This window comes from Azospira sp. (assembly GCF_030247495.1).
Taxonomy (GTDB): domain Bacteria; phylum Pseudomonadota; class Gammaproteobacteria; order Burkholderiales; family Rhodocyclaceae; genus Azospira; species Azospira oryzae.
Map to the genome: position 1 here is coordinate 192,544 of NZ_JAOTRW010000008.1, position 22,892 is coordinate 215,435.

A 22,892-nucleotide genomic window follows, 5' to 3' on the forward strand; every position below is an offset into this window, starting at 1 on the left:
GAAAAACGCCCCGGCAAGCCGGGGCGTTTTCACGGGGAGACGAGGCCGCTCAGAAGTTCATGGAGTACTGGACGCCCAGCACCTGCACGGAGCTGTCATAGTCGCCGACCAGACGGCCGGTGACGGCGGGGCTGGCACTGGTCTCATTGGCATGGGCGCTCTTGGCCTTGACGTAGGCATAGCCGACGTCAAGATTGCTGCCCTTGTTCAACTTGTACTGGGCGCCAATGGTGTACCACACCCGATCCTGGTCAGGCAGGCGCGGGGTGCGCAGACCTTCCTTCACCGGAGACTGGTCGAAAGCCAGGCCCAGACGCAGCTTCCAGGCATCGGTCACCTGATAGTTGGCGCCCATGGCCACACGCCAGGTATCGCGCCAGTCGTACTTGCTGACCTTGTCGGCGGAACCGTTGGAGAACTGGACGCGCAGTTCCGGCACATCGGACCAGCTGGTGCGGCTGATGTCGCCCAGCAACTCCCACTTGTTGTTCAGCTGGTGGGTGGCACTGATGATGAAGGTGTCCGGCAGCTTGATATTCACCTTGCCATTGCCGGTGGCGGCAGTGAAACCGTAAGTTGCCAGCGCCACGCCGGCGCCGGGACCGGTGAAGCCGGAAACACTGTACTTGCCTTCCAGCTCATGCTTGACGGCGGAGCGGTAGGAGACGCCGACCTTGGTCGCGGCGGAAGGCTTGAAGATCACACCCAGGTTGTAGCCCCAGGCCCAGCTGTCACCGGCTACGGCAAAATTGGCGTCGCGGGAACCGGCGAAGGGAGCGCCGTTGAGGGCCGTCTCGATCTGGGCATCGAATTTCTGATAGTTGATGCCGCCGCCGATGGAGAACTGATCGTTCACCTTGTAGGCCAGGTTGGCGTTGAAGTTCATCGCCTTCACGTCGGTGATGGTGGCGTAGTACTGGCCGATCCAGTCCTTGCTCCAGGCCGTGCGCATGCCGAAGGGAGCATTGAGGCCGAAGCCGAAGGTCAGGTCCTTGCTCAGGGGCAGGGCCAGGTAGAAGTTGGGCACGAAGGCCGCATCACCGCCATTGACGCCATTCTTGCCCAGGTTGGGATGGCCGGCAGGATTGGTGGAAGCGGAATTATTGAAAGTGGACTCCAGCTCGATGTAGTTCACACCGGCGGAAAACTGACGGCCCTCCAGATCCGCCAGGTTGGCGGCATTGAAATACTGGCCGGAGGCGTTCTCTGACGTCACGGCAGAACCGGCGTAGGCATTGCCGAGGCCGGTGGCGTTCTGTTCCAGCAACTGGAAGCCGGCAGCGGAAGCGGTACCGGAAACAGCCCCCAGGACCAACAACGGCAACAACTTCATGGAAGTCTTCAACATCGTTTTGTCTCCTATTTATGATTGTGGTTTGGGAGGCGAACCTCCCGGGTAAAACACCTGCTCTCAGCCCTCGGGCGGCACTTCCCGCTTGTTGCCGCTGACATCGATGGCCACGTAGGTCAGGGTGGCCTCCGTCACCTTGACGGTGATGGGCTTGAAATAATTGCGCTCGGCATAGACTTCCACACTGAGGGTGATGGAGGTGCGGCCGACCTTGACGATGTCGGTGTAGAAGCTGACGACATCGCCGATGGAAATGGGCTGCTTAAACTGGAAGGCATTGACGGCGACCGTGGTCACCCGTCCGCGGGCCCGACGCATGGCGGCGACGCCGCCGGCAATGTCCACCTGGGACATGACCCAGCCGCCGAAGATGTCGCCGTTCGGATTCATGTCCGACGGCATGGTCATCAGGCGCAGGGTGGGTTGCTTTTCGGGCAGTTGGACGGGGATTTCAGGCATGTCGGCTCCTAGCGTAGTTGAGCGGTCCGCCCGTGAAGGGGGCGAAACCGGTGCCGAATATTACGCCGGCGTCCGCCAGCTCGGCATCCGCTACGACACCTGCATCGACCAATTGTTGCGTCCGCTGCAGCAGGGGCTGCACCAGCCGTTCGGCCAGACCGGCCGGCACTGCGCCCGCCGCCCCCTTCTGGATCTTGCCGGCCGGATAGGCGTAGAAACCCTTTCCGCTCTTCCGCCCCAGATCGCCGCGCTCGAAGCGCTGCACCAGGCACTTGGGCGGCTCCGTACCGTTGCCGGCCAGGGCCTTGCCGGCCGCCATGGCAATGTCCAGGCCGACGGTATCGGCCAGCTCGATGGGGCCCATGGGCATGCCGAAGGCCAGGGCCGCTTCATCCACCGTCTCCGGGGCGATGCCTTCATCCACGCAGCGCATGGCTTCCAGCAAGTAGGGACCGAGCACGGCATTGACCAGGAAGCCGGGGGTGCTCTGCACCGGCAGGGGCAGCTTGTCGATGCCGCGCACGAAGGCGCAGGCCTGGCGCGTCACTTCCGCATCGCCGCCCGCGGCCGTCACCACCTCCACCAGGGGCATCTTCGCCACCGGGTTGAAGAAGTGGATGCCCACCAGGCGTTCCGGCCGCTGCAAGACGGTACGGATGTCCTCCAGCTTCAGGCTGGAGGTGTTGGTGGCCAGCACGGCATCGGGCTTCATCCGGGCCTCCAGGCCCTTGAGCAGGCTGTGCTTGGCTTCCAGGTTCTCGAAGATGGCCTCGATAACCACGTCGGCGTGGGCGGCACCATGGCCTTCCGGATCGGGAATGAGCCGGTCCATGACGGCGCGCAGCTGCAGCTTGTCCCTGATGCGCCGGGCAAAGCCGGCGTGGGCCCGCTTGATGGCCGGAGCGATGCGCTCCACGTTCTGGTCCTGCAGGGTCACGGTGAGGCCGCGGCCGGCGCACCAGGCGGCGATGTCGCCCCCCATGACGCCGGCCCCCACCACATGCACCCGTTTGGCGACGAAAGCGGAATCCTTGCCGAAAGCCTTCAGCCGCTCCTGCAGGTGGAATACCCGCACCAGGTTGCGGGCGGTGGCGGAACGGACGATGCGATCGGTGATCTCGGGCGCCGCCAGGGCGTTGCCGTCGTACTTGGCCCACAGGTCAATGATGGCGTAGGGCGCCGGATAGTGCTCGGGACGGGCCCGCTTGGCCACCTGCTTGCGCGCCTGGCCCGCCACCACGCCGCGCAAGGGGCCCAGGAAGAGGCGCTGCAGCAGCGGCAGGGGCTTGCGGGACGGCGGGTTGAGGGCCAGCTGGCGGGCAGCGGATTCCATCACCCGGGGCGGCACGCACTCGTCGGCCAGACCCAGGCGCTTGGCCTTTTTCGCATCCACGGTCTTGCCGGCCAGCATCAGGTCCAGGGCCACGGCGGGACCGACCCGCCGGGGCAGGCGCAGCATGCCGCCCCAGCCGGGGAAGATGCCGAGCATGACTTCGGGCAGGCCCAGCTTGGTGCCCGGCTCGTCCACCACCAAAAGGGTACGGCAGGCCAGGGCCAGTTCCAGGCCGCCGCCCAGGCAGTGGCCCCGCACCAGGGCCAGGGTCGGATAGGGTACGGCAGCGAGGCGGTTGAACAGCTCCCAGCCCCGGGCCACCATGGCCTTGGCGGCCTCCGGCGAATCCAGCTGGTCGAATTCGGAAATGTCGGCCCCGGCGATGAAGCCGGCGCTCTTGGCGGAGCGGATGATGAGGGCCTTGGGCGGCTGGCGGTCGAGCTCGTCCAGCACGCCGGAGAGTTCGGCCATGACGGCCTTGGACAGGGAGTTGGCACTCTCCCCGGCCTTGTCCAGGGACAGCCAGGCGAGGCCGTCGGCCTCCCGGGTGAGGTGCCAGTGCTGTTGGGTCAGGGAGGTTTGGGTATGCATGTTCATGGTCTACCTTCAGTGAAAGGTATGGCTACCGGCGGCAAAGGCCAGGGATACCGCCCCCGTGCCCACGTTGACCGCGGCGGTGTTGCTCATCATGGAAATCAGGATCTCGGCGCCCTTCTCCTGCACCGCCGCCGCCAGGTCGGCATAGCCGGGCAGGCCGGGCACGGTGGCCGGATCGCCGCCGTAGCTGATGCAGACATGGGGCGACTCCAGGCCGGCCCGCACCTGCCGCGCCGCATTGGCGAAGAGGCGCTGCACGCCGGCCTCGAAGCCGCGCACCTTGGCGATGGAGCGGGTGACGTCCCGGTTGCAGTGCAGGATGGGCTTCATGTCCAGCATCTGGCCGAGCTTGTAGGTGCCCCAGTTGATGCTGCTGTCGCCCTTCTTGGCGGCCCGCTTGTAGATGTGGAAGAGGTCCGCCGGCACCAGGTAGGTGTGGATGTGGTCCACCAGCTGGCGCAGGCGGGTGCCGATCTCGCTGGGCGTGCCGCCGAGACGGATCAAACGCACCGCTTCCGCCGCCAGCACGGCCTGGCCGGTGAACAGGTTGCGGCTGGAGAGCACGCACAGGCCGAAGCGGCCCGGCTTGCCGATTTCCCGGCGCGGATCCTTGTACTTGGTGAGGACGGTGCGCGAGGCCTGCATGGCATGGTCGTAGATGGGGCTGCGCTCGCTGGTGATGGTGAGGACGAAGACGTAGTCGTAGTCGATCACCATCTTGTCCAGGAACACCTGCTCGATCTGGGCCGGGCTGTAGGGGAAGGACTCGGCGAAATCCTCGCTGCGCCGGTCCACATGGGTGGCGTAAAAGCGATGGGTCTCGTCCGGGTCGCGCCGGTCCTGGATCACCGCGCCGCCGATGCGCAGGGAGATGGGCAGGACCACGATCTCGTGCTCGTCGAGGAACTGCCGGGGCAGGTCGCAGCAGGAATCGACAATGATGCCGATGCGCATGGCGGCCTCAGCAGGTTTCCACCAGCATGGCGCCGCCCTGGCCGCCGCCGATGCAGATGCTGGCGACGCCCCGCTTGCCGCCCCGGGCTTTCAGGGCATGCAGCAGGTGCAGCACGATGCGGGCGCCGGAGGCGCCCACCGGATGGCCCTGGGCCACGGCGCCGCCATCCACGTTGAGCTTGTCCTGATCCAGGCTGCCCAGGGCGCCGGGCAGGCCCAGTTCCTCGCGGCAGTAGGCATCGTCTTCCCAGGCCTTGAGGCAGCCCAGCACCTGGGCGGCGAAGGCCTCGTTGATTTCCATCAGGTCCACATCGTTGAGCCCCAGGCCGTGACGCTGCAGGATGGGGGTCACCGCATGCACCGGGCCCAGGCCCATCTGGGAAGGATCGAGGCCGGCCCACTGGGCGTCCACGATGCGGCCCAGGGGCTCGAGCTTCCAGCGCTTGACGGCGCTTTCGGAAGCCAGCAACAGCCAGGCGCCGCCGTCGGTGATCTGGGAACTGTTGGCCGGAGTGACCCGGCCGTATTTCTTGTCGAAGAAGGGCTTGAGCTTCTTCATCCCATCCATACTGGCATCGGCCCGCACGCCATCGTCCTCGGCATAGACGGTGCCGTCGTTGCCCACCAGGGGCACGATCTCGCCGAAGGCCTGCTTGGCCCGGCCGGCCATGACCCGCTGGTGGGAGCGCACGGAAAAGGCATCCATCTCTTCCCGGCTGATGCCGAAGCGCCAGGCCAGGTTTTCCGCCGTCTGGCCCATCAAGAGGCCCACCACCGGGTCGGTCAGGCCCTTCATCAGGCCGATCACCGGATTGAGCAGCACGCTGGGGCGCAGCTTGAGGAAGTGCCCGGCCTTCTGGCCCAGGGTCTTCATCTGCATCATGCCGGCGAACCACAGCACCATGGCGTCGTTGTAGAGCAGGGGCGCCCGGGACAGGGCGTCCACGCCGCCGGCCAGGACCAGTTCGGAACGGCCGGACTGGATGTTGGCCATGGCCGAATCCAGGGCCTGCATGCCGGAGGCGCAGTTGCGCATCACCGTCCAGCCCGTCACCTTGTTGCCGCAGCCCAGGCGCAGGGCTGCCACCCGGCCGATATTCACCTCGTCCGGGCTGGGACTGGCACAGCCCAGCACCACCTCGTCCAGATCCTCCGGGGCGAAGGGCTGGCGGGCCAGAAGGGCCCGCCCGGCCTGCACGGCAAGATCGGCGGCAGAGAACGGGCCGGGCCCGTTCTTCGCCTTTAGGAACGGGGTGCGCGCCCCATCCACCACGTAGACCGGCTCAAATGCTTGCTGCTGGGCCATGTCTCTCTCCTTTGGTTTTGTCTTTTACGTTTCTGCTTGTAATCGTCCCGGGGTCACCCACAAGGGGCGCCCCGGGATCGTGGGTCCTGCTGGCAGGGCGTTCAGGCCGCCTTGCGCACTTCCGGCTTGTTGAGGGCCGTGGCCACACCGAAGTCGGGGGCAAAGTCGTCCACACGGATGACGATGTCCCGCAGCTCGTTGCGCCGCTTGATCACTGCGTACTCGGCAGCAGAGAGGACGCCGGCCTCGTAGGCGGCCAGGGCCACGTCGCGCACATTGGCGAGGGGGTTGCCGTCGAACTTGCCGCTCTTTTCCGCCTCCCGGATCTTGGCCTCGATGGGCTCGGCTTCCAGGGTGGCGGCCAGGGCCAGCTCGATGGCGCCCACGGCATCCGCTTCCGTCTTGGCGACGAAGCAGCCGGCGGTGAGGCGCTCCCGGGTGGCGCTGGGAGAGATCAGGGCCTTGGCCACCTGATGGCCGATGTCGTCGGACGGCACCACATGGGGACGGCCGAAGGGGAAGATGACCTTCTTCAGGAACCAGCCCACCAGCGGGCTCGGGTAGTTGGCGAGGACGCCGTCAAAGGCTTCCTGGGCCTGCACCAGGGAATCCTGCACCGACCAGTGCATGAGGGCCGCATCGGCCTGCTGCCGGCCTTCCGCCTCGTAGCGCTTCAGGGTGGCGGAGATCAGGTACATCTGGGCCAGGATGTCGCCGAGACGGGCGGAGATTTTTTCCTTGCGCTTCAGACCGCCGCCCAGGACCAGCATGGAGACGTCGGAAAGGAAGGCGAAGGCAGAGGAGAAGCGGGTCAGCTGCTGGTAGTAGCGGCGGGTCTCCGGCGCCACGTCGGCACCGACGCCGGCGAAGCGGGCACCGGTCAGGCCCAGCAGCAGGGCGCGCACGCCGTTGCCGATGGAGAAGCCCATGTGGCCGAACAGGGCCTTATCGAAGCCGACCAGGTCGTTCTTCTGGGCGGCCTGCATTTCGGCCAGCACGAAGGGATGGCAGCGGATGGCGCCCTGACCGAAGATGATCAGGCTGCGGGTGAGGATGTTGGCGCCTTCCACGGTGATGCCGATGGGGATCTGCTGGTAGGCACGGCCGAGGAAGTTGGAGGGGCCGAGGCAGATGCCCTTGCCGCCGATCACGTCCATGCCGTCATTGACCACCTTGCGGGCCCGTTCGGTGACGTGGTACTTGGCGATGGCGGAGACCACGGAGGGCTTCTCGCCCAGATCGACGGCGCCGGCGGTCATGACCCGGGCGGCGTCCATCATGTAGGTGTAGGCGCCGATGCGGGTGAGGGCCTCTTCCACGCCTTCGAACTTGCCCACGGCCATCTTGAACTGGCTGCGGACCCGGGCGTAGGCGCCGACGGCGCGGGCGGTGAGCTTGGCCATGCCGGTGTTGGAGGACGGCAGGGAGATGGAGCGGCCGGCAGCCAGGCACTCCATCAGCATGCGCCAGCCCTGGCCGGCCATCTTGGGGCCGCCGATGATGAACTCCAGGGGCATGAAGACTTCCTTGCCCCGGGTCGGACCGTTGTGGAAGGCGGCGTTCAGAGGGAAGTGGCGGGTGCCGATTTCCACGCCGGGGTGGTCGTTGGGAACCAGGGCGCAGGTGATGCCGATATCCTTCTTGTCGCCCAGCAGGCCCTGGGGATCGTAGAGACGGAAGGCCAGGCCGAGTACGGTGCACACCGGGCCCAGGGTGATGTAGCGCTTGTCCCAGGTGACCTTCATGCCCAGCACTTCCTGGCCCTGCCACATGCCCTTGCAGACCACGCCGTAGTCGGGGATGGAGGCCGCATCGGAACCGGCCCAGGGGCTGGTGAGGGCGAAGGCGGGCACGTCGACGCCCTTGGCCAGGCGGGGCAGGTAGTGGTTCTTCTGCTCGTCGGTGCCGTAGTGCAGCAACAGCTCGGCCGGGCCGAGGGAGTTGGGCACCATGACGGACACGGCCAGGGCGGAGGAACGGGTGGACAGCTTGGTCACCACCTGGGAATGGGCGTAGGCGGAGAATTCCAGGCCGCCGTACTTCTTCGGGATGATCATGCCGAGGAAGCCCTTGTCCTTGATGTACTGCCACACATCGGGCGGCAGGTCATACAGCTCGTGGGAGACCTTCCAGTCGTCGGTCATGGCGCAGGCCTGATCGACCTCGTTGTCCATGAAGGCCTGTTCTTCGGCCGTCAGCTTGGGCTGGGGATAGGCCATCAGCTTCTGCCAGTCGGGCTTGCCGCGGAACAGCTCGCCCTCCCACCAGACGCTGCCGGCTTCCAGCGCCTCCCGCTCCGTGTCGGACATCTGGGGCAGGATGCGCTTGTAAATGGAGAAAAGAGGCCGGCTGATCAGGGCCCGACGCAGAGGACGGACACTGATCAGCACGGCTAACGTCAAGAGTGTTGCCACACTCAACAGAGGGATGATGCTCATGGATGCTGTCTCCTTTTATGGTCTCGCGGCCAATCTGTGTCGGCTCTTCGAGTTGTTATTCCGTGGTTACTACAAGGTTTGCAACTTCAGCTTTCGAACTGGGGCAACTGGGCACGCAGGCCGCCGAGGAGGAAGGACATGAGCCGGGGCAGCAGCTTGTCCAACCCCTCGTCCGCCTCCTGGGGCTCGATGCCCCAGTCGGTGACGATGCGCAGGGCGTCCGTACCGGCGATGGCGTAGTACGTGGCGCCGAGCATGAAATGGAAGCGCCAGACGATTTCCGCCTTCGGCACATCCGGCAGGGCCTTGAACAGGGCCTGCTTGTAACGGTCCACCACCCCGGCGTATTCCTCGGCGAAGAAGGCGCGGATGAAACCGGAGGGTTCAGTCATGGTGCGGCCGATCAGGCGCAGGAAGGTGCGCCCGCCCAAGGCCTCATGCTCGGCCATGCGGATCAGGGTGCCAAAGAAGGCATCGACGATCAGGGACGGCTTGAGGGGCTTGCCGGCGGCTTCGGCCTCCAGCTCGTCGAGGATGCGCAGGCGCTCCTGGTTGAGCCAGGTGAGACGGCGGCGGAACACTTCCTGGATCAGCTGTTCCTTGGAGCCGAAGTGGTAATTCACCGCGGCCAGATTGACCCCGGCGGCGCCGGTGATCATGCGCATGGAGGTCCCTTCGAACCCGTTCTCGGTGAACAGGTGTTCGGCGGCGTCAAGAATGCGCTCCCGGGTATCGGCGCTGTTCTTGGCATCGGCGGGCGGCAGGGACTGGGCAGCTTGGGTCATGTTGGGGCGAGCTAAATTCAAACGAGTGTTTGAATCATATGTTTAAAAAAAATGAAGTGCAATAGATTCGGTAAAGTTTTTTCAAGAGGTCTTTACACGGCCACCGGCACCGGTCTGAATGCCAATAGGGACGCCACTTTCCAGGCACGGCAGTCCATCAGGCCCGTCCCTTCTGCCTCCCGGGCCGGCACCATTGCGGCGCCACACCCCCGCCCGTCCCGCTGTCAGGAAATCCCGCACAAGTGCCGGGGCCCGGCGGCGGCCCCCTGCTAGAATTGGGCCATGCGCCGCTCATCCTCTGCCCACCTGCCCCGCCCTGCCGGCGAAGTCCATGCCTGGCCCACCATCCGCACCCTGTTTCCCTACCTGTGGCAGTACAAGTGGCGGGTTTCCGCCGCCCTGATCGCCCTGGTCAGCGCCAAGCTGGCCAGCGTCGCCGTGCCCCTGGTGTTCAAGCAGATGATCGACAGCCTGTCGCCCCAGGAGACGGCCCTGGCCCTGCCGGTGCTGCTGCTCCTGCTCTACGGCGGTCTGCGCTTCGGCACTGCCCTGTTCACCGAGCTGCGGGAAATGCTCTTCGCCCGGGTCACCCAGCGGGCGGTGCGGCGCATCGCCCTGGAGGTGTTCCGCCACCTGCATTCCCTCTCCCTGCGTTTCCACCTGGACCGCCAGACCGGCGGCGTCTCCCGGGACATCGAACGGGGCTCCCGCTCCATCTCCAGCCTGATCAGCTACACCCTCTATTCCATCCTGCCCACCCTGGTGGAGCTGGGCCTGGTGCTGGGCATCCTGCTGACCCACTACGACTGGGTCTTCGCCGCCATCACCGCCGCCTCCCTGGTGGCCTACATCGTGTTCACCGTTCAGGTGAGCAACTGGCGCATCGGCATCCGCCGCGCCGTCAATGAAATGGATTCGGCCGCCAACTCCCGGGCCATCGACAGCCTGCTCAACTACGAGACGGTGAAGTACTTCAACAACGAGGACTACGAGGCCAGGCGCTACGACAGCCAGATGCAGCAGTGGGAGGATGCCGCCACCCGCAGCCAGGTCACCCTCTCCTTCCTCAATCTGGGGCAGCAGGCCATCATCGCCGCCGGCGTCACCCTGATGATGTGGCGCGCCACCGCCGGCGTGGTAGCCGGCACCATGACCATCGGCGACCTGGTGCTGGTCAATGCCTTCCTCATCCAGCTGTACATGCCCCTCAACTTCCTCGGCGTGGTGTACCGGGAAATCCGCCAGGCCCTCACCGACATCGAGCGCATGTTCAAGCTGCTCGGCGAAAACCGGGAAGTGGCCGACGCCCCGGACGCCATCGCCCTGCCACCGGGCCCGGCGGAGGTGCGCTTTGAGGCGGTGGATTTCGCCTACGATGCGGCCCGCCCGATCCTGCACGACCTCTCCTTCACCATTCCCTCGGGCCACACCCTGGCGGTGGTGGGACACTCCGGCGCCGGCAAGTCCACCCTGTCGCGCCTGCTCTACCGCTTCTACGACGTCAGCGGCGGCGCCATCCGCATCAACGGCCTGGACCTGCGCCAGATGACCCAGGACAGCCTGCGCAGCGCCATCGGCATCGTCCCCCAGGACACGGTGCTGTTCAACGACACCCTCATCTACAACATCCAGTACGGCCGCCCCGGCGCCACCCGGGAGGAAGCCATTGCCGCCGCCCGGGCCGCCCAGCTGGAGGCCTTCGTCGAATCCCTGCCGGAGAAGTGGGAAAGCCGGGTGGGCGAACGGGGCCTCAAGCTTTCCGGCGGCGAGAAGCAGCGGGTGGCCATCGCCCGGGCCCTGCTGAAGAACCCGCCCATCCTCATTTTCGACGAAGCCACCTCGGCCCTGGACTCCAAGACCGAGAAGGCCATACAGGCCCAGCTGGAGCTGGCGGCCCGGGGCCGCACCACCCTCATCATCGCCCACCGCCTGTCCACCGTGATGGAGGCGGACGAAATCCTGGTGCTGGAGGCCGGCCGCATCGTCGAACGGGGCCGCCACGCCGAGCTGCTGGCCGCCGGCGGCGCCTACGCCCAGATGTGGGCCCTGCAGCAGCAGGAAGAACTGGGCGCCGCCCTGGCAGACGACGCCCCCAGCCTGGAGCCGGCCTGATGCGCCGTACCGTGCCGGCACCGGCGGCGATGACGGCGGCCGCCTGACCATGTCCAGATCCGCCCACCCCAGCCTGCCCTCCCGCGCCCGCCGCCGGCTGCGGCGCCAGCCCCTGCCGCCGCGGCTCACCGCCCTGGTGGTGCTGGTGGTGCCCATGGCCATGACCCTGTTCAGCTGGCAGCAGCTGCGCCACATGGAACAGCAGCAGGCCAGCGCCGCCTTCTCCCGGGAAGCCTCCCGGGTCTCCGCGGCGATGGAGGAACGGCTCAACGACTACGCCCAGGTGCTGCGCGGCGGCTCCGGCTTCCTCCACGCCACTCCCAATCCCTCCCGCCAGGCCTGGCACCAGTTCAGCGAACAGCTGGAACTGTCGCGCAAGGTGCCGGGCATGCTGGTGCTGGGCTACCTGCCCCGGGTCGCGGCAGCCGACTTGCCGGCCTTCACCCAGCGCATGCGGGAGCGGGAAGGCGTCACCGGTTTTTCGGTGCGCCCCCCCGGTCCCCGGGATGAATACTTCCCGGTGGCCTTCATGGCGCCGGAGGCGCCCCTGCGCAGCGCCTTCGGCTTCGACGTGGCCTCCGAGCCGACCCGCCGGGAGGTGCTGCAGGCCGCCCGGGACATGGGCGTGGTGGCCATGTCCGGCCCCATCCGCCTGATGGCGGACCCGGAACATGCTTCCCCCAGCCTGCTCATGGTCGCTCCCCTGTACAGCACCAACGGCGTGCCGACCATCCAGGAGCAGCGGCGGCAGGCACTGCAGGGCTATGTCTTCACCCTGTTCCGGGTGGATGAATTCGTCGACAGCCTCAGCCTCAGCGGCAGCGCCCAACTCAATATCCGCATCAGCGACGACAGCGGCGGCAGCAGCCAGACCAAGCACCTCTACGGCGCCAGCGGCAGCGGCCCCAGCAATCCCCTGTCCGAGGAGCGCAGCTTCTACTTCGGCGGCCGTTCCTGGCAGCTGCACCTGGAAAGCCAGGACCCGCCGGAGCAGGGCCCCGAGCTGCCCAGTTCCCGCATCCTGCTTTTTTCCGGCACCGCCATCAGCATGCTGTTGGCCCTCCTGACCCTGCGTCTGGGCAGCCGGCGCAGCTTCGCCGAACAGCTGGCCCGCCGCCTCAGCCACGAATGGGCAGAGGCCAACAGCCGCCTCACCGGCGTCTTCGCCGCCCTGCCCGACCTCATGTTCGAGCTGGACCGGGACCGCTGCTTCCGCCACTATCACGCCCCCAACGAAGGCGAGCTGTTCGTGCCGCCCCACAGCTTCCTCGGCCGCCATCCCCGGGACATCCTGCCGGCCTCCCTGGTAACGCAGCTGGAGCAGTGCTGCGACCGGATCGATGCCGGCGTGCGCCTGCAGATCATGGAGTACCAGCTGCCCCGCCACGACGGAGAGATCGGCGAGTACGAGGCCCGCATCACGGCCATCGGCGAAGGCGGCTACCTGATGGTGGTGCGCAACGTCTCCGAGGTGCGCCGCACCCAGCAGGCCCTGCTGCAGGCCAACGCCCGCATGAAGTCGGTGTTCGACTCGGCCACCGAAGTCTCCATCATCACCACCGACACCGAAGGCCTCATCACGGTCTTCAACCGGGGGGCGGAGAAGATGCTCGGCTACAGCGCCGCGGCCATGGTCGGCCAGGCCACCCCCGCCATCCTGCACCTGCCGGAGGAGGTGGAAGCCAGGGCTGCCGAACTGAGCCGGGAATTCGGCTGGAAGATCCAGGGCTTCGAGATTTTCGTCACCCGGGCCCGCCTCACCGGAGCGGAGCGGCGCGAGTGGACCTATGTGCGCCAGGACGGCAGCCACCTGACGGTGAGCCTGGTGGTGACGGCCGTCTACGACGAAGCCCACAACGTCACCGGCTTCCTCGGCGTGGCCGTGGACATTACCGCCCTGAAGACGGCGGAGGCCGAATTGCGCCGACACCGGGACCATCTGCAGGAGCTGGTCAGCGAGCGCAGCGCCGACCTGCTGGTGGCCAAGGAGGCGGCCGAGTATGCCAACCACACCAAGTCCGAGTTCCTCGCCAACATGTCCCATGAACTGCGCACCCCGATGCACGCCATCCTCAGCTTTGCCGGCCTGGGCCTGAGTCGGGCCGGCAGCATTCCGGGGGCGGAAAAGCTCAACCACTATTTCCAGCGCATTCGGGAAAGCGGGGAGCGGCTTCTGGCCCTGGTGAACGACCTGCTCGACCTGTCCAAGCTGGAGGCGGGCAAGATGTCCTTCGAGCCGCGGCCGGTGAATCTGCGTCCCCTGATCCGGGAGGCCGCCGGCGAAATGGAGTCCCTGCTGCAGGAGAAGAGCCTGCATCTGGTGCTCGACGAACGAGGGCCGGCAGAGGTTTACTGCGACCCCCTGCGCTTCGGCCAGCTGATCCGCAACCTGCTCTCCAACGCCATCAAGTTCTCCCCCGTGGGCGGCGTCATCCAGGTGGGCTTTGCCCCCACCACGCTCTCTTCGGGCCGCCGCAGCGGCGACCGGGGCAATCGCAGCGCCGTGGAGATGACGGTGCGCGACGAAGGGGTCGGCATTCCGGTGGACGAACGGGAACTGGTCTTCGACAAGTTCGCCCAGAGCAGCAAAACCAAGACCGGCGCCGGCGGCACCGGCCTCGGGCTGGCAATATGTCGCGAAATCGCCCTGGCCCATCGCGGTACCATTGTGGCCAGAGGCAACGACGGCCCCGGCACCTGCCTCGCCGTGACCCTGCCGACCCCGGAAGCCAGCCCCTCCATCGAGGATAGAGCATGACCCATCACCTGCTGATAGTGGACGACGAGCCCCTCAACCTGGAAATCCTGTCCGAGTATTTCGACGGCCAGGGCTACCGCCTGAGCATGGCGGAGAACGGCGAGGCGGCCTGGGCCATGCTGAGGCAGCATCCGGATGTGGATCTGGTGCTGCTCGACCGCATGATGCCCGGCATCGACGGCGTCGAGTTGCTCAAGCGCATCAAGGCCGACCCGGAACTGAAGCCCATTCCGGTCATCATGCAAACTGCCGCCTCCGCCCCAGAACAGGTGCGGGAAGGACTGCTGGCCGGCGCCCTGTACTACCTGACCAAGCCCTACGAGCGGGACTCCCTGCTCTCCATCGTGCGCGCCGCTCTCACCGACGGCAACACCCGCCGCGATCTGCAACAGCGCCTGCGCGAGCACACCAATGCCCTGCGCCTGATGGAGTCGGCCCGTTTCAGCCTGTCCACCCTGGACGAAGTCGGCTGCCTGGCCGTCTTCCTGGCCCAGGCCTGTCCCGAACCGGAAGGGGCCGTCCTCGGACTGTCCGAATTGCTGGTCAATGCCATCGAGCACGGCAACCTGGGCATTTCCTATGAGGAGAAATCATCCCTGAAACGCAGTGACCGCTGGCAGGAGGAAATCAGCCGCCGCCTGCAATTGCCGGAGAATGCAGGCAAGCGGGTGGATGTCACTTTCGAACGGGACGGGAGCACCATCCGCATCTGCATCACCGACCAGGGCGAGGGCTTCGACTGGAACCGCTACCTGGATTTCGATCCGGCCCGGGCCTTCGACCCCAACGGCCGCGGCATTGCCATGGCCCGCCTGGGCAGCTTCCAGGACCTGCAGTACCAGGGCAAGGGCAACGTGGTCCTGGCCACCATCGGCGAGACGCTCCCGTGACGCGCAAGAGCCCGCCCCTGCGCATTCTGGTGGCCGACGACTCCCCCAGCATCCGCCAGATTCTGCTGGCCCTGCTGGGACGCCAGGGACACCAGGTGATCGCAGCCGAGGACGGCCAGCAGGCCCTGGATCTGTTCCACCGCCACCAGCCCGACCTGCTGCTGCTCGACATCATGATGCCCGTCCTCGACGGCATGGAGGTGGCACGGCGTATCCGGGCAGAAAAGCTGGATCGCTGGGTGCCCATCATTTTCCTCTCGGCCCTGGACCGGCGCGAGAATCTGGTGGCGGGCCTGGAGGCCGGCGGCGACGACTTCCTCGCCAAGCCCCTGGATTTTGCCCTGCTCGATGCCCGCATCCGCTCCATGCACAAGGCCCTGGACCTGCAACGCCAGGCGCGGGAGTCCTATCGGCAGTTGAAGGCCATTTCCGACAACGTCCTCGATGCCATCGTCACCATCGACGTCCACGGCCGCATCCTCTCCTGCAACCAGGCCACCGAACGGATTCTCGGCTGGCGCCCGGAGGAACTGCGGGGCCAGAACGTCAATGTGCTGATGCCCGAGCCCTATCACTCGCGCCACAACGACTACATGCGGGCCTACGTGGAAGGCGGTCCGCCCAATGTCTTCGGTTACGGGCGCGAACGCCCCGCCCTACGCAAGGACGGCACTGTCTTCCCCGCCGAGCTGGCGGTCACGGAAATCCGCGACGGTTCCCAGCGCATTTTCATCGGCCTGCTGCGGGACGTGACCGAACGCAAGAATGCCGAAATGAAGCTGATGGAGAATGCGGCGGCCCTACAGCAGTACTACGATCAAGCAGAAGAGGAAAACCAGCTGGCCGCCCGCCTGCTGGACAAGCAGATGCTGCGCCCGGGATTGCAGGATAGCCATGTGCACTACTGGCTCAGCGCCGCCAAGAACTTTAGCGGCGACGTGGTTGCCGCCACCCGCACCCCGGATGGTTCTCTGGTAGCCCTGCTGGCAGATGCGACGGGCCATGGCCTGACGGCGGCCATCAGCACCCTGCCCCTTCTCACCGTCTTCTATGGCATGGCGAATCGGGGCCTGCCCCTGGAAAGCATGGTAGGGGAGATGAACCGGCACCTGAAGGCATCCCTGCCCACCGGCCACTTTGTGGCGGCCAACGTGGTTCTCCTTGATCCAGCTACCGGCACCGGCCAGGCCTGGTGTGGAGGCATGCCGGAATCGTTGTTGTTGGACGGCGACGGGGAAGTCGTCCGGACCTTCGCCTCCCGCCACCTGCCATTCGGCATCCTCGGCACAGATGAATTTGAGGCAAGCATTGACACCTTCCCGTGCACACCAGGGCATCAGCTGATGCTCTATTCCGACGGCTTTAAGGAAGCGGAGGGGAAGAACGGTGCCCAACTTGGCCACGCCGGCTTGCGCGAAATCCTGCGGGGCGTGCCCCCCGAACAACGGCTAACCGCCCTGCAACAGGCATTGGCCGAACACCTGGCCGGCAGCCCTGCCCAGGACGACATTTCCGTTTTGCTCCTGGATTGCTGACGCAACACGGAGGCAAAAGTGTCGGCCCTGCGGCAAACGCAGGACGAAAAAAAAGCCAGGCAAGCGCCTGGCTTTTTTTTGGGAGACTTCAGCCTTAGGCTGCAGCTTCCTCGGCAACTTCCACAGCTTCGCCTTCCGGGCGATCCAGCAGTTCGACCAGAGCCATCGGGGCGTTGTCGCCCTGACGGAAGCCGCACTTCAGGATGCGCAGGTAGCCGCCGTTGCGGGTGGCAAACCGGGGACCCAGCACGTCGAAGACCTTGACGACCATGTCGCGGTCGCGCAGGCGGTCGAAGGCCAGACGGCGGTTAGCCAGGCTGGGCTTCTTGCCCAGGGTGATGATCGGTTCCACCACGCGGCGCAGCTCCTTGGCCTTGGGCAGGGTGGTCTTGATCACTTCGTGCTTGAGCAGGGAATTGCTCATGTTGCGCAGCATGGCCAGACGGTGGGCGCTGGTCCGGTTCAGCTTGCGAAGACCGTTACGGTGACGCATTTTCTAATCCTCTCTCGTTCGGGCCGCGTTAGACTTTTTCCAGACCCGCGGGCGGCCAGTTTTCCAGCTTCATGCCCAGAGTCAGGCCGCGGGCGGCCAACACTTCCTTGATTTCATTCAGCGACTTGCGACCCAGGTTCGGGGTCTTCAGCAGCTCGTTCTCGGTCCGCTGAATCAGATCACCGATGTAATAGATGTTCTCGGCCTTGAGGCAGTTGGCGGAGCGCACCGTCAGTTCCAGGTCATCCACCGGGCGCAGCAGGATCGGATCCACCTGCACCGGCTTCTGGGCCTCGACCATGGGGGCAGTGCCTTCCAGGTCGGCGAACACAGACAGTTGCTCCATCAGGATGCGGGCCGCAGTGCGGATCGCTTCCTCGGGCTCGATAACACCGTTGGTCTCGATGTCCATGACCAGCTTGTCCAGGTCGGTACGCTGCTCGACGCGAGCGCTTTCAACCAGATAGCTGACACGACGGACCGGGCTGAAAGAAGCATCCAGCACCAGTTGGCCGATATTCTTGGTATCACCCAGATTGCGCATGGTACCGGGGACATAGCCGCGGCCCTTTTCCACCTTGATCTCCATGGACAGCTTGCCGCCGGAGGAGATGTGGGCGATCACGTGATCGGGGTTGATGATCTCGACGTCGTGGGTGGTCTCAATATCGGAGGCGCGGACAATGCCCTCGCCATCCTTACTGAGCTTCAGCACGACTTCGTCGCGACCGTGGAGCTTGAAAACGATACCCTTCAGATTCAGAAGGATATCAACGACATCTTCCTGCACGCCATCGATGGTCGAGTACTCGTGCAGGACGCCGTCGATGCTCACGTCGGTCGGCGCGTAGCCGGGCATCGAGGAAAGCAGAATACGCCGCAGGGCATTGCCCAGGGTGTGACCGTAGCCGCGTTCAAACGGCTCCATCACAACCCGGGCCTGTACCGGCGACAGGCTCTGCACATCGATGATGCGCGGTTTCAGAAGTCCAGTGCTTTGCATGTGCTGTCCTTTGCCTGTTCAGTCAGCCTGCCTGGCATTACTTCGAATAAAGTTCGATGACCAGGCTTTCGTTGATGGTGGAAGGCAGTTCGGAACGGATCGGAGCAGCCTTGAAGGTGCCCTTGCCATTCTTCGCGTCCACATCCAGCCACTCGGGGAAGCCGCGAGATTCGGCAGCCGCCAGGGCAGCCTTCACACGCAGGGAACCACGGGAGCGCTCGGTCAGCTCCACCACGTCGCCGGGGCGAACTTGGTAGGAGGGGATGTTCACACGCTTGCCATTCACCAGCACGCCGTTGTGACGGACGATCTGGCGGGATTCGGAGCGGGAAGCGCCGAAGCCCATGCGATAGGCCACGGAATCCAGACGGGACTCCAGCAGCTGCAGCAGGTTTTCGCCGGTCACGCCCTTACGACGGTCGGCTTCTTTGTACACGCTACGGAATTGGCCTTCCAGCACGCCGTAGATGCGACGGATCTTCTGCTTTTCACGCAGATGCACGCCGTAGTCGGACAGGCGCTGGCCAGACTTCTGACCATGCTGACCGGGGGCGTAGGCACGGCGCTCAACAGAGCACTTGTCGGTGTAGCACTTCTCGCCTTTGAGGAAGAGCTTTTCGCCTTCGCGGCGGCACTGACGGCATTTCGGATCGAGGTTACGAGCCACGAGTCACTCCTTAAATGCGACGCTTCTTCGGCGGACGGCAGCCGTTATGCGGCACAGGCGTCACGTCGGAGATTGCGGTGATCTTCATACCCAGGGCGTTCAGGGCGCGCACGGCGGATTCGCGGCCGGGGCCGGGTCCCTTGATGCGCACTTCCAGATTCTTCACGCCACACTCTTGAGCAGCCTTGCCGGCAGCCTCGGCTGCCACCTGAGCGGCAAACGGAGTGGACTTGCGAGAGCCCTTGAAGCCAGCACCACCGGAGGTTGCCCAAGACAGGGCATTACCTTGACGGTCGGTGATGGTGATGATGGTGTTGTTGAACGAGGCGTGAATATGGGCAATGCCCTCGGCCACGTTCTTCTTGACCTTTTTACGTACTTTGGCAGCAGTCTTAGCCATTTCCTATCCTCTTATTTGCCCTTTTGGACAGCCTTGCGCGGGCCCTTGCGGGTACGCGCGTTGGTGCGGGTACGCTGACCACGCACGGGCAGACCCTTGCGGTGACGCAGGCCACGATAGCAGCCAAGGTCCATCAGACGCTTGATGCTCATGGTCACTTCACGGCGGAGGTCACCCTCGACAGTGAACTTACCAACTTCATCACGCAGGCGTTCCATCTCGGCGTCGGACAGGTCCTTCACCTTGGTCGAACGAACGACACCCGCTGCGTCACAGATCTTCTGTGCGCGGGTGCGACCAACGCCGAAAATCGCGGTCAACGCGATCTCAGCGTGTTTGTGGTTGGGAATATTTACCCCAGCGATACGGGCCATTAAGTCACCCCGGAAAAGCGAAACCTACAATTATACCGATGAATCGTACTTCGATTCAACCCGAATATCGACGCAACACCAGCTTTCGCCGGTTGCAATTAGCCCTGGCGCTGCTTATGGCGCGGATCAGTGCAAATCACGCGCACAATGCCATTGCGACGAATGATCTTGCAGTTGCGGCAAATCTTTTTTACCGATGCCAGCACTTTCATTTTTAGCTCCTTGATTCAGGGCGCTTGGCGCAGCCAGCCATTAACCCGATTACTTCTTAGCGTAGAGATTCTTGAAACCTTATTTGGCGCGGAAAACGATGCGGGCCCGGGATAAGTCATAGGGCGTCAACTGCACCGTCACCTTGTCGCCTGGCAGGATACGGATGTAATGCATCCGCATCTTGCCGGATATGAAGCCGAGGACCATGTGGCCGTTTTCCAGCTTCACTCTGAACGTCGCATTGGGAAGGTTTTCTACCACTTCCCCCTGCATTTCAATCAGATCTTCCTTCGCCATCCTAGCTCTGGTCTGTCTGGAGCCGGCCTACTTCATTGCCGGGAAGCCACCGCCCTTGAAGTTAGCTTTCTTGAGCAGGCTTTCGTATTGATGGGACATGACATAGGCCTGGACCTGGGACATGAAATCCATGGTCACGACCACGATAATCAGCAAGGAAGTACCACCGAAATAGAACGGCACGTTCCACTTCAAAATCAGAAACTCAGGCAGCAGACACACCAGGGTGATGTAGCCGGCGCCAACCAGGGTCAGGCGCATGAGAATCTTGTCAATGTAGCGGGCAGTCTGCTCGCCAGGACGAATCCCGGGCACGAAGGCCCCGCTCTTCTTCAGGTTGTCCGCGGTTTCCTTGGAGTTGAACACCAGGGCGGTATAGAAGAAGCAGAAGAAGACGATCGCGGCGGCGTAGAGCATCACGTAGATCGGTTGGCCAGGCGACAGGGTGGCGGCAAAGTCCTTCAGCCAGCGCATGGATTCGCCGGAACCGAACCAGCCGGCAACGGTCGCCGGGAAAAGAATGATCGAGGAAGCGAAGATGGGGGGAATGACACCAGCCATGTTCAGCTTCAGCGGCAGATGGGAGCTCTGACCGCCATAAACCTTGTTGCCAACCTGGCGCTTGGCATAGTTGACCAGAATCTTGCGCTGGCCCCGCTCGACGAACACCACAAAGGCGGTGACGAAGAACACCAGAATCGAAATCACGATTGCGGTCAGCGGATGCATGGCACCGGTACGAACCAGCTCCAGCAGGCCGCCGATGGCGTTGGGCAGACCCGCAGCGATACCGGCAAAGATGATGATGGAAATACCGTTGCCCAGACCACGTTCGGTAATCTGTTCGCCCAGCCACATCAGGAACATGGTGCCCGTCAGCAGGGTGGCCACGGTCGTCAGGCGGAACAGGAAGCCAGGCTCCAGGACCAGCCCGGGCTGTGCCTCAAGGGCAATTGCGATGCCCAACCCCTGAAACAGGGCGAGCGCCACTGTGCCATAGCGGGTGTATTGGGTAATCTTGCGCCGCCCGGCTTCACCTTCCTTCTTCAGCGCCTCGAGCTGAGGGCTGGCCACCGCCATCAACTGCATGATGATGGAGGCGGAGATGTAGGGCATGATGCCAAGGGCGAAAATGGTAAAGCGAGACAGGGCGCCACCGGAGAACATGTTGAACATGCCCAGGATGCCGCCCTGCTGGCTTTGGAAGAGTTCGGCCAGCACATTGGCGTCGATCCCGGGAACCGGGATGTGGGCGCCGATGCGATAAACGACCAGGGCACCAAGCAGGAACCATAGACGGCGTTTCAGATCGCCGAACTTGCCGCCTTTGCTGACTACGTTATTGGTCGCCAAAACCGAACTTCCTCGCGCTACGTTAGAAACGATTACTCAGCCACGGAGCCGCCGGCAGCCTCGATGGCGGCCTTGGCACCCTTGGTGGCACCCACGCCCTTGAGCGCAACCTTGCGGCTGATCTCACCGGACAGGATGACCTTGGCGGACAGTGCATTGCCAGCCACCAGACCGGCCTGCTTCAGTACCAGCAGATCGATCTCGTCGACGGGCAGACCCTGGATCTCGGACAGACGAACTTCCACGTTGCGGGCATTCGTCAGGGAGACGAAACCGCGCTTCGGCAGACGGCGGTGCAGAGGCATTTGACCGCCTTCGAAACCGACCTTGTGGAAGCCGCCGGAACGGGACTTCTGACCCTTGTGGCCACGGCCACAGGTCTTGCCCAGGCCGGAGCCGATACCGCGACCGACACGCTTCTTGGCGTGCTTGGCGCCTTCTGCGGGCTTGATGGTATTCAGTTGCATGTTAGCCCTCGCACTTCAGCAGGTACGAAACCTTGTTGATCATGCCGCGCACAGCAGGCGTGTCCTGCAGCACGGAAGAGGAGTTCAGCCGGCGCAGGCCCAGGCCGCGCACGGTGGCGCGGTGGTCCTGCTTGGTGCCGATCAGGCTCTTGACGAGCGTAACCTTGATAGTCTTCTCAGCCATTTCTTACCCCAGGATGTCTTCAACGGACTTGCCGCGCTTGGCAGCAATTTCCGCCGGAGTGTTCATCGCCAGCAGGCCGTTCAGAGTGGCACGGACGATGTTGTAAGGATTGGTGGAGCCGTGAGCCTTGGCCACGACGTTGGTCACACCCATCACTTCGAACACGGCGCGCATGGCACCGCCGGCGATGATGCCGGTACCGTCGGCAGCGGGCATCATCAGAACGGTGGAGGAACCATGCTTACCAACAACGGCGTGCTGCAGGGTGCCGTTCTTCAGGCTGACTTTTTCCATCTTGCGACGGGCTTCGTCCATTGCCTTTTGCACGGCAACGGGCACTTCGCGGGACTTGCCCTTGCCCATGCCAACGCCGCCGTCGCCATCACCCACCACGGTCAGGGCGGCGAAGCCCAGAATCCGACCGCCCTTCACCACCTTGGTGACGCGGTTGATGGAGATCATCTTTTCGCGCAGACCGTCGTCGCGCTCGTCTGCCTGCTGGGGCTTCTTGGTTTGCGGTTTTGCCATAATTAACCTCGAACTTTCCTTCAGGCCGATCAGAACTTCAGACCGTTTTCGCGTGCGGCTTCAGCCAGGGCCTTGACACGACCGTGGTACTGGAAGCCGGCACGGTCGAAAGCGACCTGCTCGATGCCCGCCTTCTTGGCGCGCTCGGCGATGAGCTTACCGATGGCGGCAGCAGCATTCACATTGCCGCCATTCGGCAGATCCTTGCGCACTTCAGGTTCCAGGGAAGAGGCAGCAGCCAGAACCTTGGACCCGCAGGGAGAAATAACTTGAGCATAGATGTGGCTGTTGGTGCGGAACACGCACAGACGGACGGCCTTCAGCTCGGCGATTTTGGCCCGGGTTTTACGGGCACGACGCAAGCGCGACTGTTTTTTGTCAATCATTTCGCCACC

Annotated in this window: 23 protein-coding genes; 4 read left to right on the plus strand and 19 right to left on the minus strand. The window is 64.3% G+C overall.

Going from position 1 to position 22,892, the window contains the following annotated elements:
• Window positions 1–49: 49 nt before the first annotated feature.
• From OEL49_RS13395 to OEL49_RS13425, 7 genes are all read right to left on the minus strand, one after another.
• The gene (locus OEL49_RS13395; RefSeq protein WP_287875145.1) at window positions 50–1,348 is read right to left on the minus strand and encodes an OmpP1/FadL family transporter; all 1,299 of its coding nucleotides are present in this window, start codon (window positions 1,346–1,348) and stop codon (window positions 50–52) included.
• Window positions 1,349–1,411: 63 nt separating this feature from the next.
• Window positions 1,412–1,810 carry an acyl-CoA thioesterase gene (locus tag OEL49_RS13400; RefSeq protein WP_014235442.1) on the minus strand — a complete coding sequence of 133 codons (399 nt, stop codon included), beginning with the start codon at window positions 1,808–1,810 and terminating at the stop codon, window positions 1,412–1,414.
• Window positions 1,803–3,734: a 3-hydroxyacyl-CoA dehydrogenase NAD-binding domain-containing protein gene (locus tag OEL49_RS13405; protein ID WP_414635388.1), complete on the minus strand. Its 1,932-nt coding sequence runs from the start codon at window positions 3,732–3,734 to the stop codon at window positions 1,803–1,805. The genes OEL49_RS13400 and OEL49_RS13405 overlap by 8 nt, the downstream gene beginning before the upstream one ends.
• 15 nt (window positions 3,735–3,749) lie before the next feature.
• Window positions 3,750–4,694, minus strand: a complete 945-nt coding sequence (locus tag OEL49_RS13410; RefSeq protein WP_014235444.1) for a DegV family protein — start codon at window positions 4,692–4,694, stop codon at window positions 3,750–3,752.
• 7 nt (window positions 4,695–4,701) lie between these two features.
• Complete coding sequence (locus OEL49_RS13415) at window positions 4,702–6,000, minus strand: acetyl-CoA C-acetyltransferase (RefSeq protein ID WP_130459227.1); 1,299 nt, start codon at window positions 5,998–6,000, stop codon at window positions 4,702–4,704.
• Between the two features lie 101 nt (window positions 6,001–6,101).
• Window positions 6,102–8,438, minus strand: coding sequence for an acyl-CoA dehydrogenase (locus tag OEL49_RS13420; RefSeq protein WP_287875151.1), 2,337 nt, complete (start codon window positions 8,436–8,438; stop codon window positions 6,102–6,104).
• Window positions 8,439–8,524: 86 nt separating this feature from the next.
• Entirely contained in the window at window positions 8,525–9,223 is a 699-nt protein-coding gene (locus OEL49_RS13425) for a TetR/AcrR family transcriptional regulator (RefSeq protein ID WP_287875153.1), read from the minus strand.
• Between the two features lie 282 nt (window positions 9,224–9,505).
• On the opposite strand from OEL49_RS13425, the gene OEL49_RS13430 reads away from it, so the two are divergent.
• From OEL49_RS13430 to OEL49_RS13445, 4 genes are read left to right on the plus strand one after another with little or no spacing between them, the layout of a single operon-like run.
• Window positions 9,506–11,335 carry an ABCB family ABC transporter ATP-binding protein/permease gene (locus OEL49_RS13430; RefSeq protein WP_014235448.1) on the plus strand — a complete coding sequence of 610 codons (1,830 nt, stop codon included), beginning with the start codon at window positions 9,506–9,508 and terminating at the stop codon, window positions 11,333–11,335.
• Window positions 11,336–11,384: 49 nt separating this feature from the next.
• On the plus strand, window positions 11,385–14,093 hold the full coding sequence (locus OEL49_RS13435; protein WP_287875155.1) for a CHASE domain-containing sensor histidine kinase: 2,709 nt from the start codon (window positions 11,385–11,387) through the stop codon (window positions 14,091–14,093).
• Window positions 14,090–14,983: an ATP-binding response regulator gene (locus OEL49_RS13440; protein WP_287875156.1), complete on the plus strand. Its 894-nt coding sequence runs from the start codon at window positions 14,090–14,092 to the stop codon at window positions 14,981–14,983. The genes OEL49_RS13435 and OEL49_RS13440 overlap by 4 nt, the downstream gene beginning before the upstream one ends.
• Window positions 14,980–16,518, plus strand: a complete 1,539-nt coding sequence (locus OEL49_RS13445; RefSeq protein WP_014235451.1) for a SpoIIE family protein phosphatase — start codon at window positions 14,980–14,982, stop codon at window positions 16,516–16,518. The genes OEL49_RS13440 and OEL49_RS13445 overlap by 4 nt, the downstream gene beginning before the upstream one ends.
• A 94-nt stretch (window positions 16,519–16,612) precedes the next feature.
• Here the strand turns inward: OEL49_RS13445 and rplQ are convergent, their stop codons facing one another.
• The 12 genes from rplQ to rplR all read right to left on the minus strand — a co-directional run bounded on the left by rplQ (window position 16,613) and on the right by rplR (window position 22,880).
• The gene (rplQ, locus tag OEL49_RS13450) at window positions 16,613–17,011 is read right to left on the minus strand and encodes a 50S ribosomal protein L17 (RefSeq protein WP_014235452.1); all 399 of its coding nucleotides are present in this window, start codon (window positions 17,009–17,011) and stop codon (window positions 16,613–16,615) included.
• A gap of 28 nt (window positions 17,012–17,039) precedes the next feature.
• Entirely contained in the window at window positions 17,040–18,014 is a 975-nt protein-coding gene (locus OEL49_RS13455) for a DNA-directed RNA polymerase subunit alpha (protein WP_014235453.1), read from the minus strand.
• Window positions 18,015–18,051: 37 nt separating this feature from the next.
• The gene (gene rpsD / locus OEL49_RS13460) at window positions 18,052–18,681 is read right to left on the minus strand and encodes a 30S ribosomal protein S4 (RefSeq protein ID WP_014235454.1); all 630 of its coding nucleotides are present in this window, start codon (window positions 18,679–18,681) and stop codon (window positions 18,052–18,054) included.
• Window positions 18,682–18,691: 10 nt separating this feature from the next.
• The gene (gene rpsK / locus OEL49_RS13465) at window positions 18,692–19,081 is read right to left on the minus strand and encodes a 30S ribosomal protein S11 (protein WP_014235455.1); all 390 of its coding nucleotides are present in this window, start codon (window positions 19,079–19,081) and stop codon (window positions 18,692–18,694) included.
• An 11-nt stretch (window positions 19,082–19,092) separates the two neighbouring features.
• The gene (gene rpsM, locus OEL49_RS13470; RefSeq protein WP_014235456.1) at window positions 19,093–19,455 is read right to left on the minus strand and encodes a 30S ribosomal protein S13; all 363 of its coding nucleotides are present in this window, start codon (window positions 19,453–19,455) and stop codon (window positions 19,093–19,095) included.
• A gap of 98 nt (window positions 19,456–19,553) precedes the next feature.
• The gene (gene rpmJ / locus OEL49_RS13475; protein ID WP_014235457.1) at window positions 19,554–19,667 is read right to left on the minus strand and encodes a 50S ribosomal protein L36; all 114 of its coding nucleotides are present in this window, start codon (window positions 19,665–19,667) and stop codon (window positions 19,554–19,556) included.
• A gap of 79 nt (window positions 19,668–19,746) precedes the next feature.
• Window positions 19,747–19,965 carry a translation initiation factor IF-1 gene (gene infA, locus OEL49_RS13480; protein ID WP_014235458.1) on the minus strand — a complete coding sequence of 73 codons (219 nt, stop codon included), beginning with the start codon at window positions 19,963–19,965 and terminating at the stop codon, window positions 19,747–19,749.
• A 27-nt stretch (window positions 19,966–19,992) separates the two neighbouring features.
• Complete coding sequence (gene secY / locus OEL49_RS13485; protein WP_014235459.1) at window positions 19,993–21,318, minus strand: preprotein translocase subunit SecY; 1,326 nt, start codon at window positions 21,316–21,318, stop codon at window positions 19,993–19,995.
• A 32-nt stretch (window positions 21,319–21,350) separates the two neighbouring features.
• Entirely contained in the window at window positions 21,351–21,785 is a 435-nt protein-coding gene (gene rplO / locus OEL49_RS13490; protein ID WP_014235460.1) for a 50S ribosomal protein L15, read from the minus strand.
• A gap of 1 nt (window position 21,786) precedes the next feature.
• Window positions 21,787–21,969 carry a 50S ribosomal protein L30 gene (gene rpmD, locus OEL49_RS13495; protein ID WP_014235461.1) on the minus strand — a complete coding sequence of 61 codons (183 nt, stop codon included), beginning with the start codon at window positions 21,967–21,969 and terminating at the stop codon, window positions 21,787–21,789.
• Between the two features lie 3 nt (window positions 21,970–21,972).
• Window positions 21,973–22,497 carry a 30S ribosomal protein S5 gene (rpsE, locus tag OEL49_RS13500; RefSeq protein WP_014235462.1) on the minus strand — a complete coding sequence of 175 codons (525 nt, stop codon included), beginning with the start codon at window positions 22,495–22,497 and terminating at the stop codon, window positions 21,973–21,975.
• Between the two features lie 29 nt (window positions 22,498–22,526).
• Window positions 22,527–22,880, minus strand: a complete 354-nt coding sequence (gene rplR / locus OEL49_RS13505; protein WP_043798613.1) for a 50S ribosomal protein L18 — start codon at window positions 22,878–22,880, stop codon at window positions 22,527–22,529.
• Between the last annotated feature and the right edge of the window lie 12 nt (window positions 22,881–22,892).

What these genes read in the sequence shown, in the direction of transcription:
- OEL49_RS13395 (WP_287875145.1), bottom strand. Translation starts at nt 1,348, where the DNA reads ATGTTGAAGACTTCCATGAAGTTGTTGCCGTTGTTGGTCCTGGGGGCT.
- OEL49_RS13400 (WP_014235442.1), bottom strand. Translation starts at nt 1,810, where the DNA reads ATGCCTGAAATCCCCGTCCAACTGCCCGAAAAGCAACCCACCCTGCGC.
- OEL49_RS13405 (WP_414635388.1), bottom strand. Translation starts at nt 3,734, where the DNA reads ATGCATACCCAAACCTCCCTGACCCAACAGCACTGGCACCTCACCCGG.
- OEL49_RS13410 (WP_014235444.1), bottom strand. Translation starts at nt 4,694, where the DNA reads ATGCGCATCGGCATCATTGTCGATTCCTGCTGCGACCTGCCCCGGCAG.
- OEL49_RS13415 (WP_130459227.1), bottom strand. Translation starts at nt 6,000, where the DNA reads ATGGCCCAGCAGCAAGCATTTGAGCCGGTCTACGTGGTGGATGGGGCG.
- OEL49_RS13420 (WP_287875151.1), bottom strand. Translation starts at nt 8,438, where the DNA reads ATGAGCATCATCCCTCTGTTGAGTGTGGCAACACTCTTGACGTTAGCC.
- OEL49_RS13425 (WP_287875153.1), bottom strand. Translation starts at nt 9,223, where the DNA reads ATGACCCAAGCTGCCCAGTCCCTGCCGCCCGCCGATGCCAAGAACAGC.
- OEL49_RS13430 (WP_014235448.1), top strand. Translation starts at nt 9,506, where the DNA reads ATGCGCCGCTCATCCTCTGCCCACCTGCCCCGCCCTGCCGGCGAAGTC.
- OEL49_RS13435 (WP_287875155.1), top strand. Translation starts at nt 11,385, where the DNA reads ATGTCCAGATCCGCCCACCCCAGCCTGCCCTCCCGCGCCCGCCGCCGG.
- OEL49_RS13440 (WP_287875156.1), top strand. Translation starts at nt 14,090, where the DNA reads ATGACCCATCACCTGCTGATAGTGGACGACGAGCCCCTCAACCTGGAA.
- rplQ (WP_014235452.1), bottom strand. Translation starts at nt 17,011, where the DNA reads ATGCGTCACCGTAACGGTCTTCGCAAGCTGAACCGGACCAGCGCCCAC.
- OEL49_RS13455 (WP_014235453.1), bottom strand. Translation starts at nt 18,014, where the DNA reads ATGCAAAGCACTGGACTTCTGAAACCGCGCATCATCGATGTGCAGAGC.
- rpsK (WP_014235455.1), bottom strand. Translation starts at nt 19,081, where the DNA reads ATGGCTAAGACTGCTGCCAAAGTACGTAAAAAGGTCAAGAAGAACGTG.
- rpsM (WP_014235456.1), bottom strand. Translation starts at nt 19,455, where the DNA reads ATGGCCCGTATCGCTGGGGTAAATATTCCCAACCACAAACACGCTGAG.
- rpmJ (WP_014235457.1), bottom strand. Translation starts at nt 19,667, where the DNA reads ATGAAAGTGCTGGCATCGGTAAAAAAGATTTGCCGCAACTGCAAGATC.
- infA (WP_014235458.1), bottom strand. Translation starts at nt 19,965, where the DNA reads ATGGCGAAGGAAGATCTGATTGAAATGCAGGGGGAAGTGGTAGAAAAC.
- rplO (WP_014235460.1), bottom strand. Translation starts at nt 21,785, where the DNA reads ATGCAACTGAATACCATCAAGCCCGCAGAAGGCGCCAAGCACGCCAAG.
- rpmD (WP_014235461.1), bottom strand. Translation starts at nt 21,969, where the DNA reads ATGGCTGAGAAGACTATCAAGGTTACGCTCGTCAAGAGCCTGATCGGC.
- rpsE (WP_014235462.1), bottom strand. Translation starts at nt 22,497, where the DNA reads ATGGCAAAACCGCAAACCAAGAAGCCCCAGCAGGCAGACGAGCGCGAC.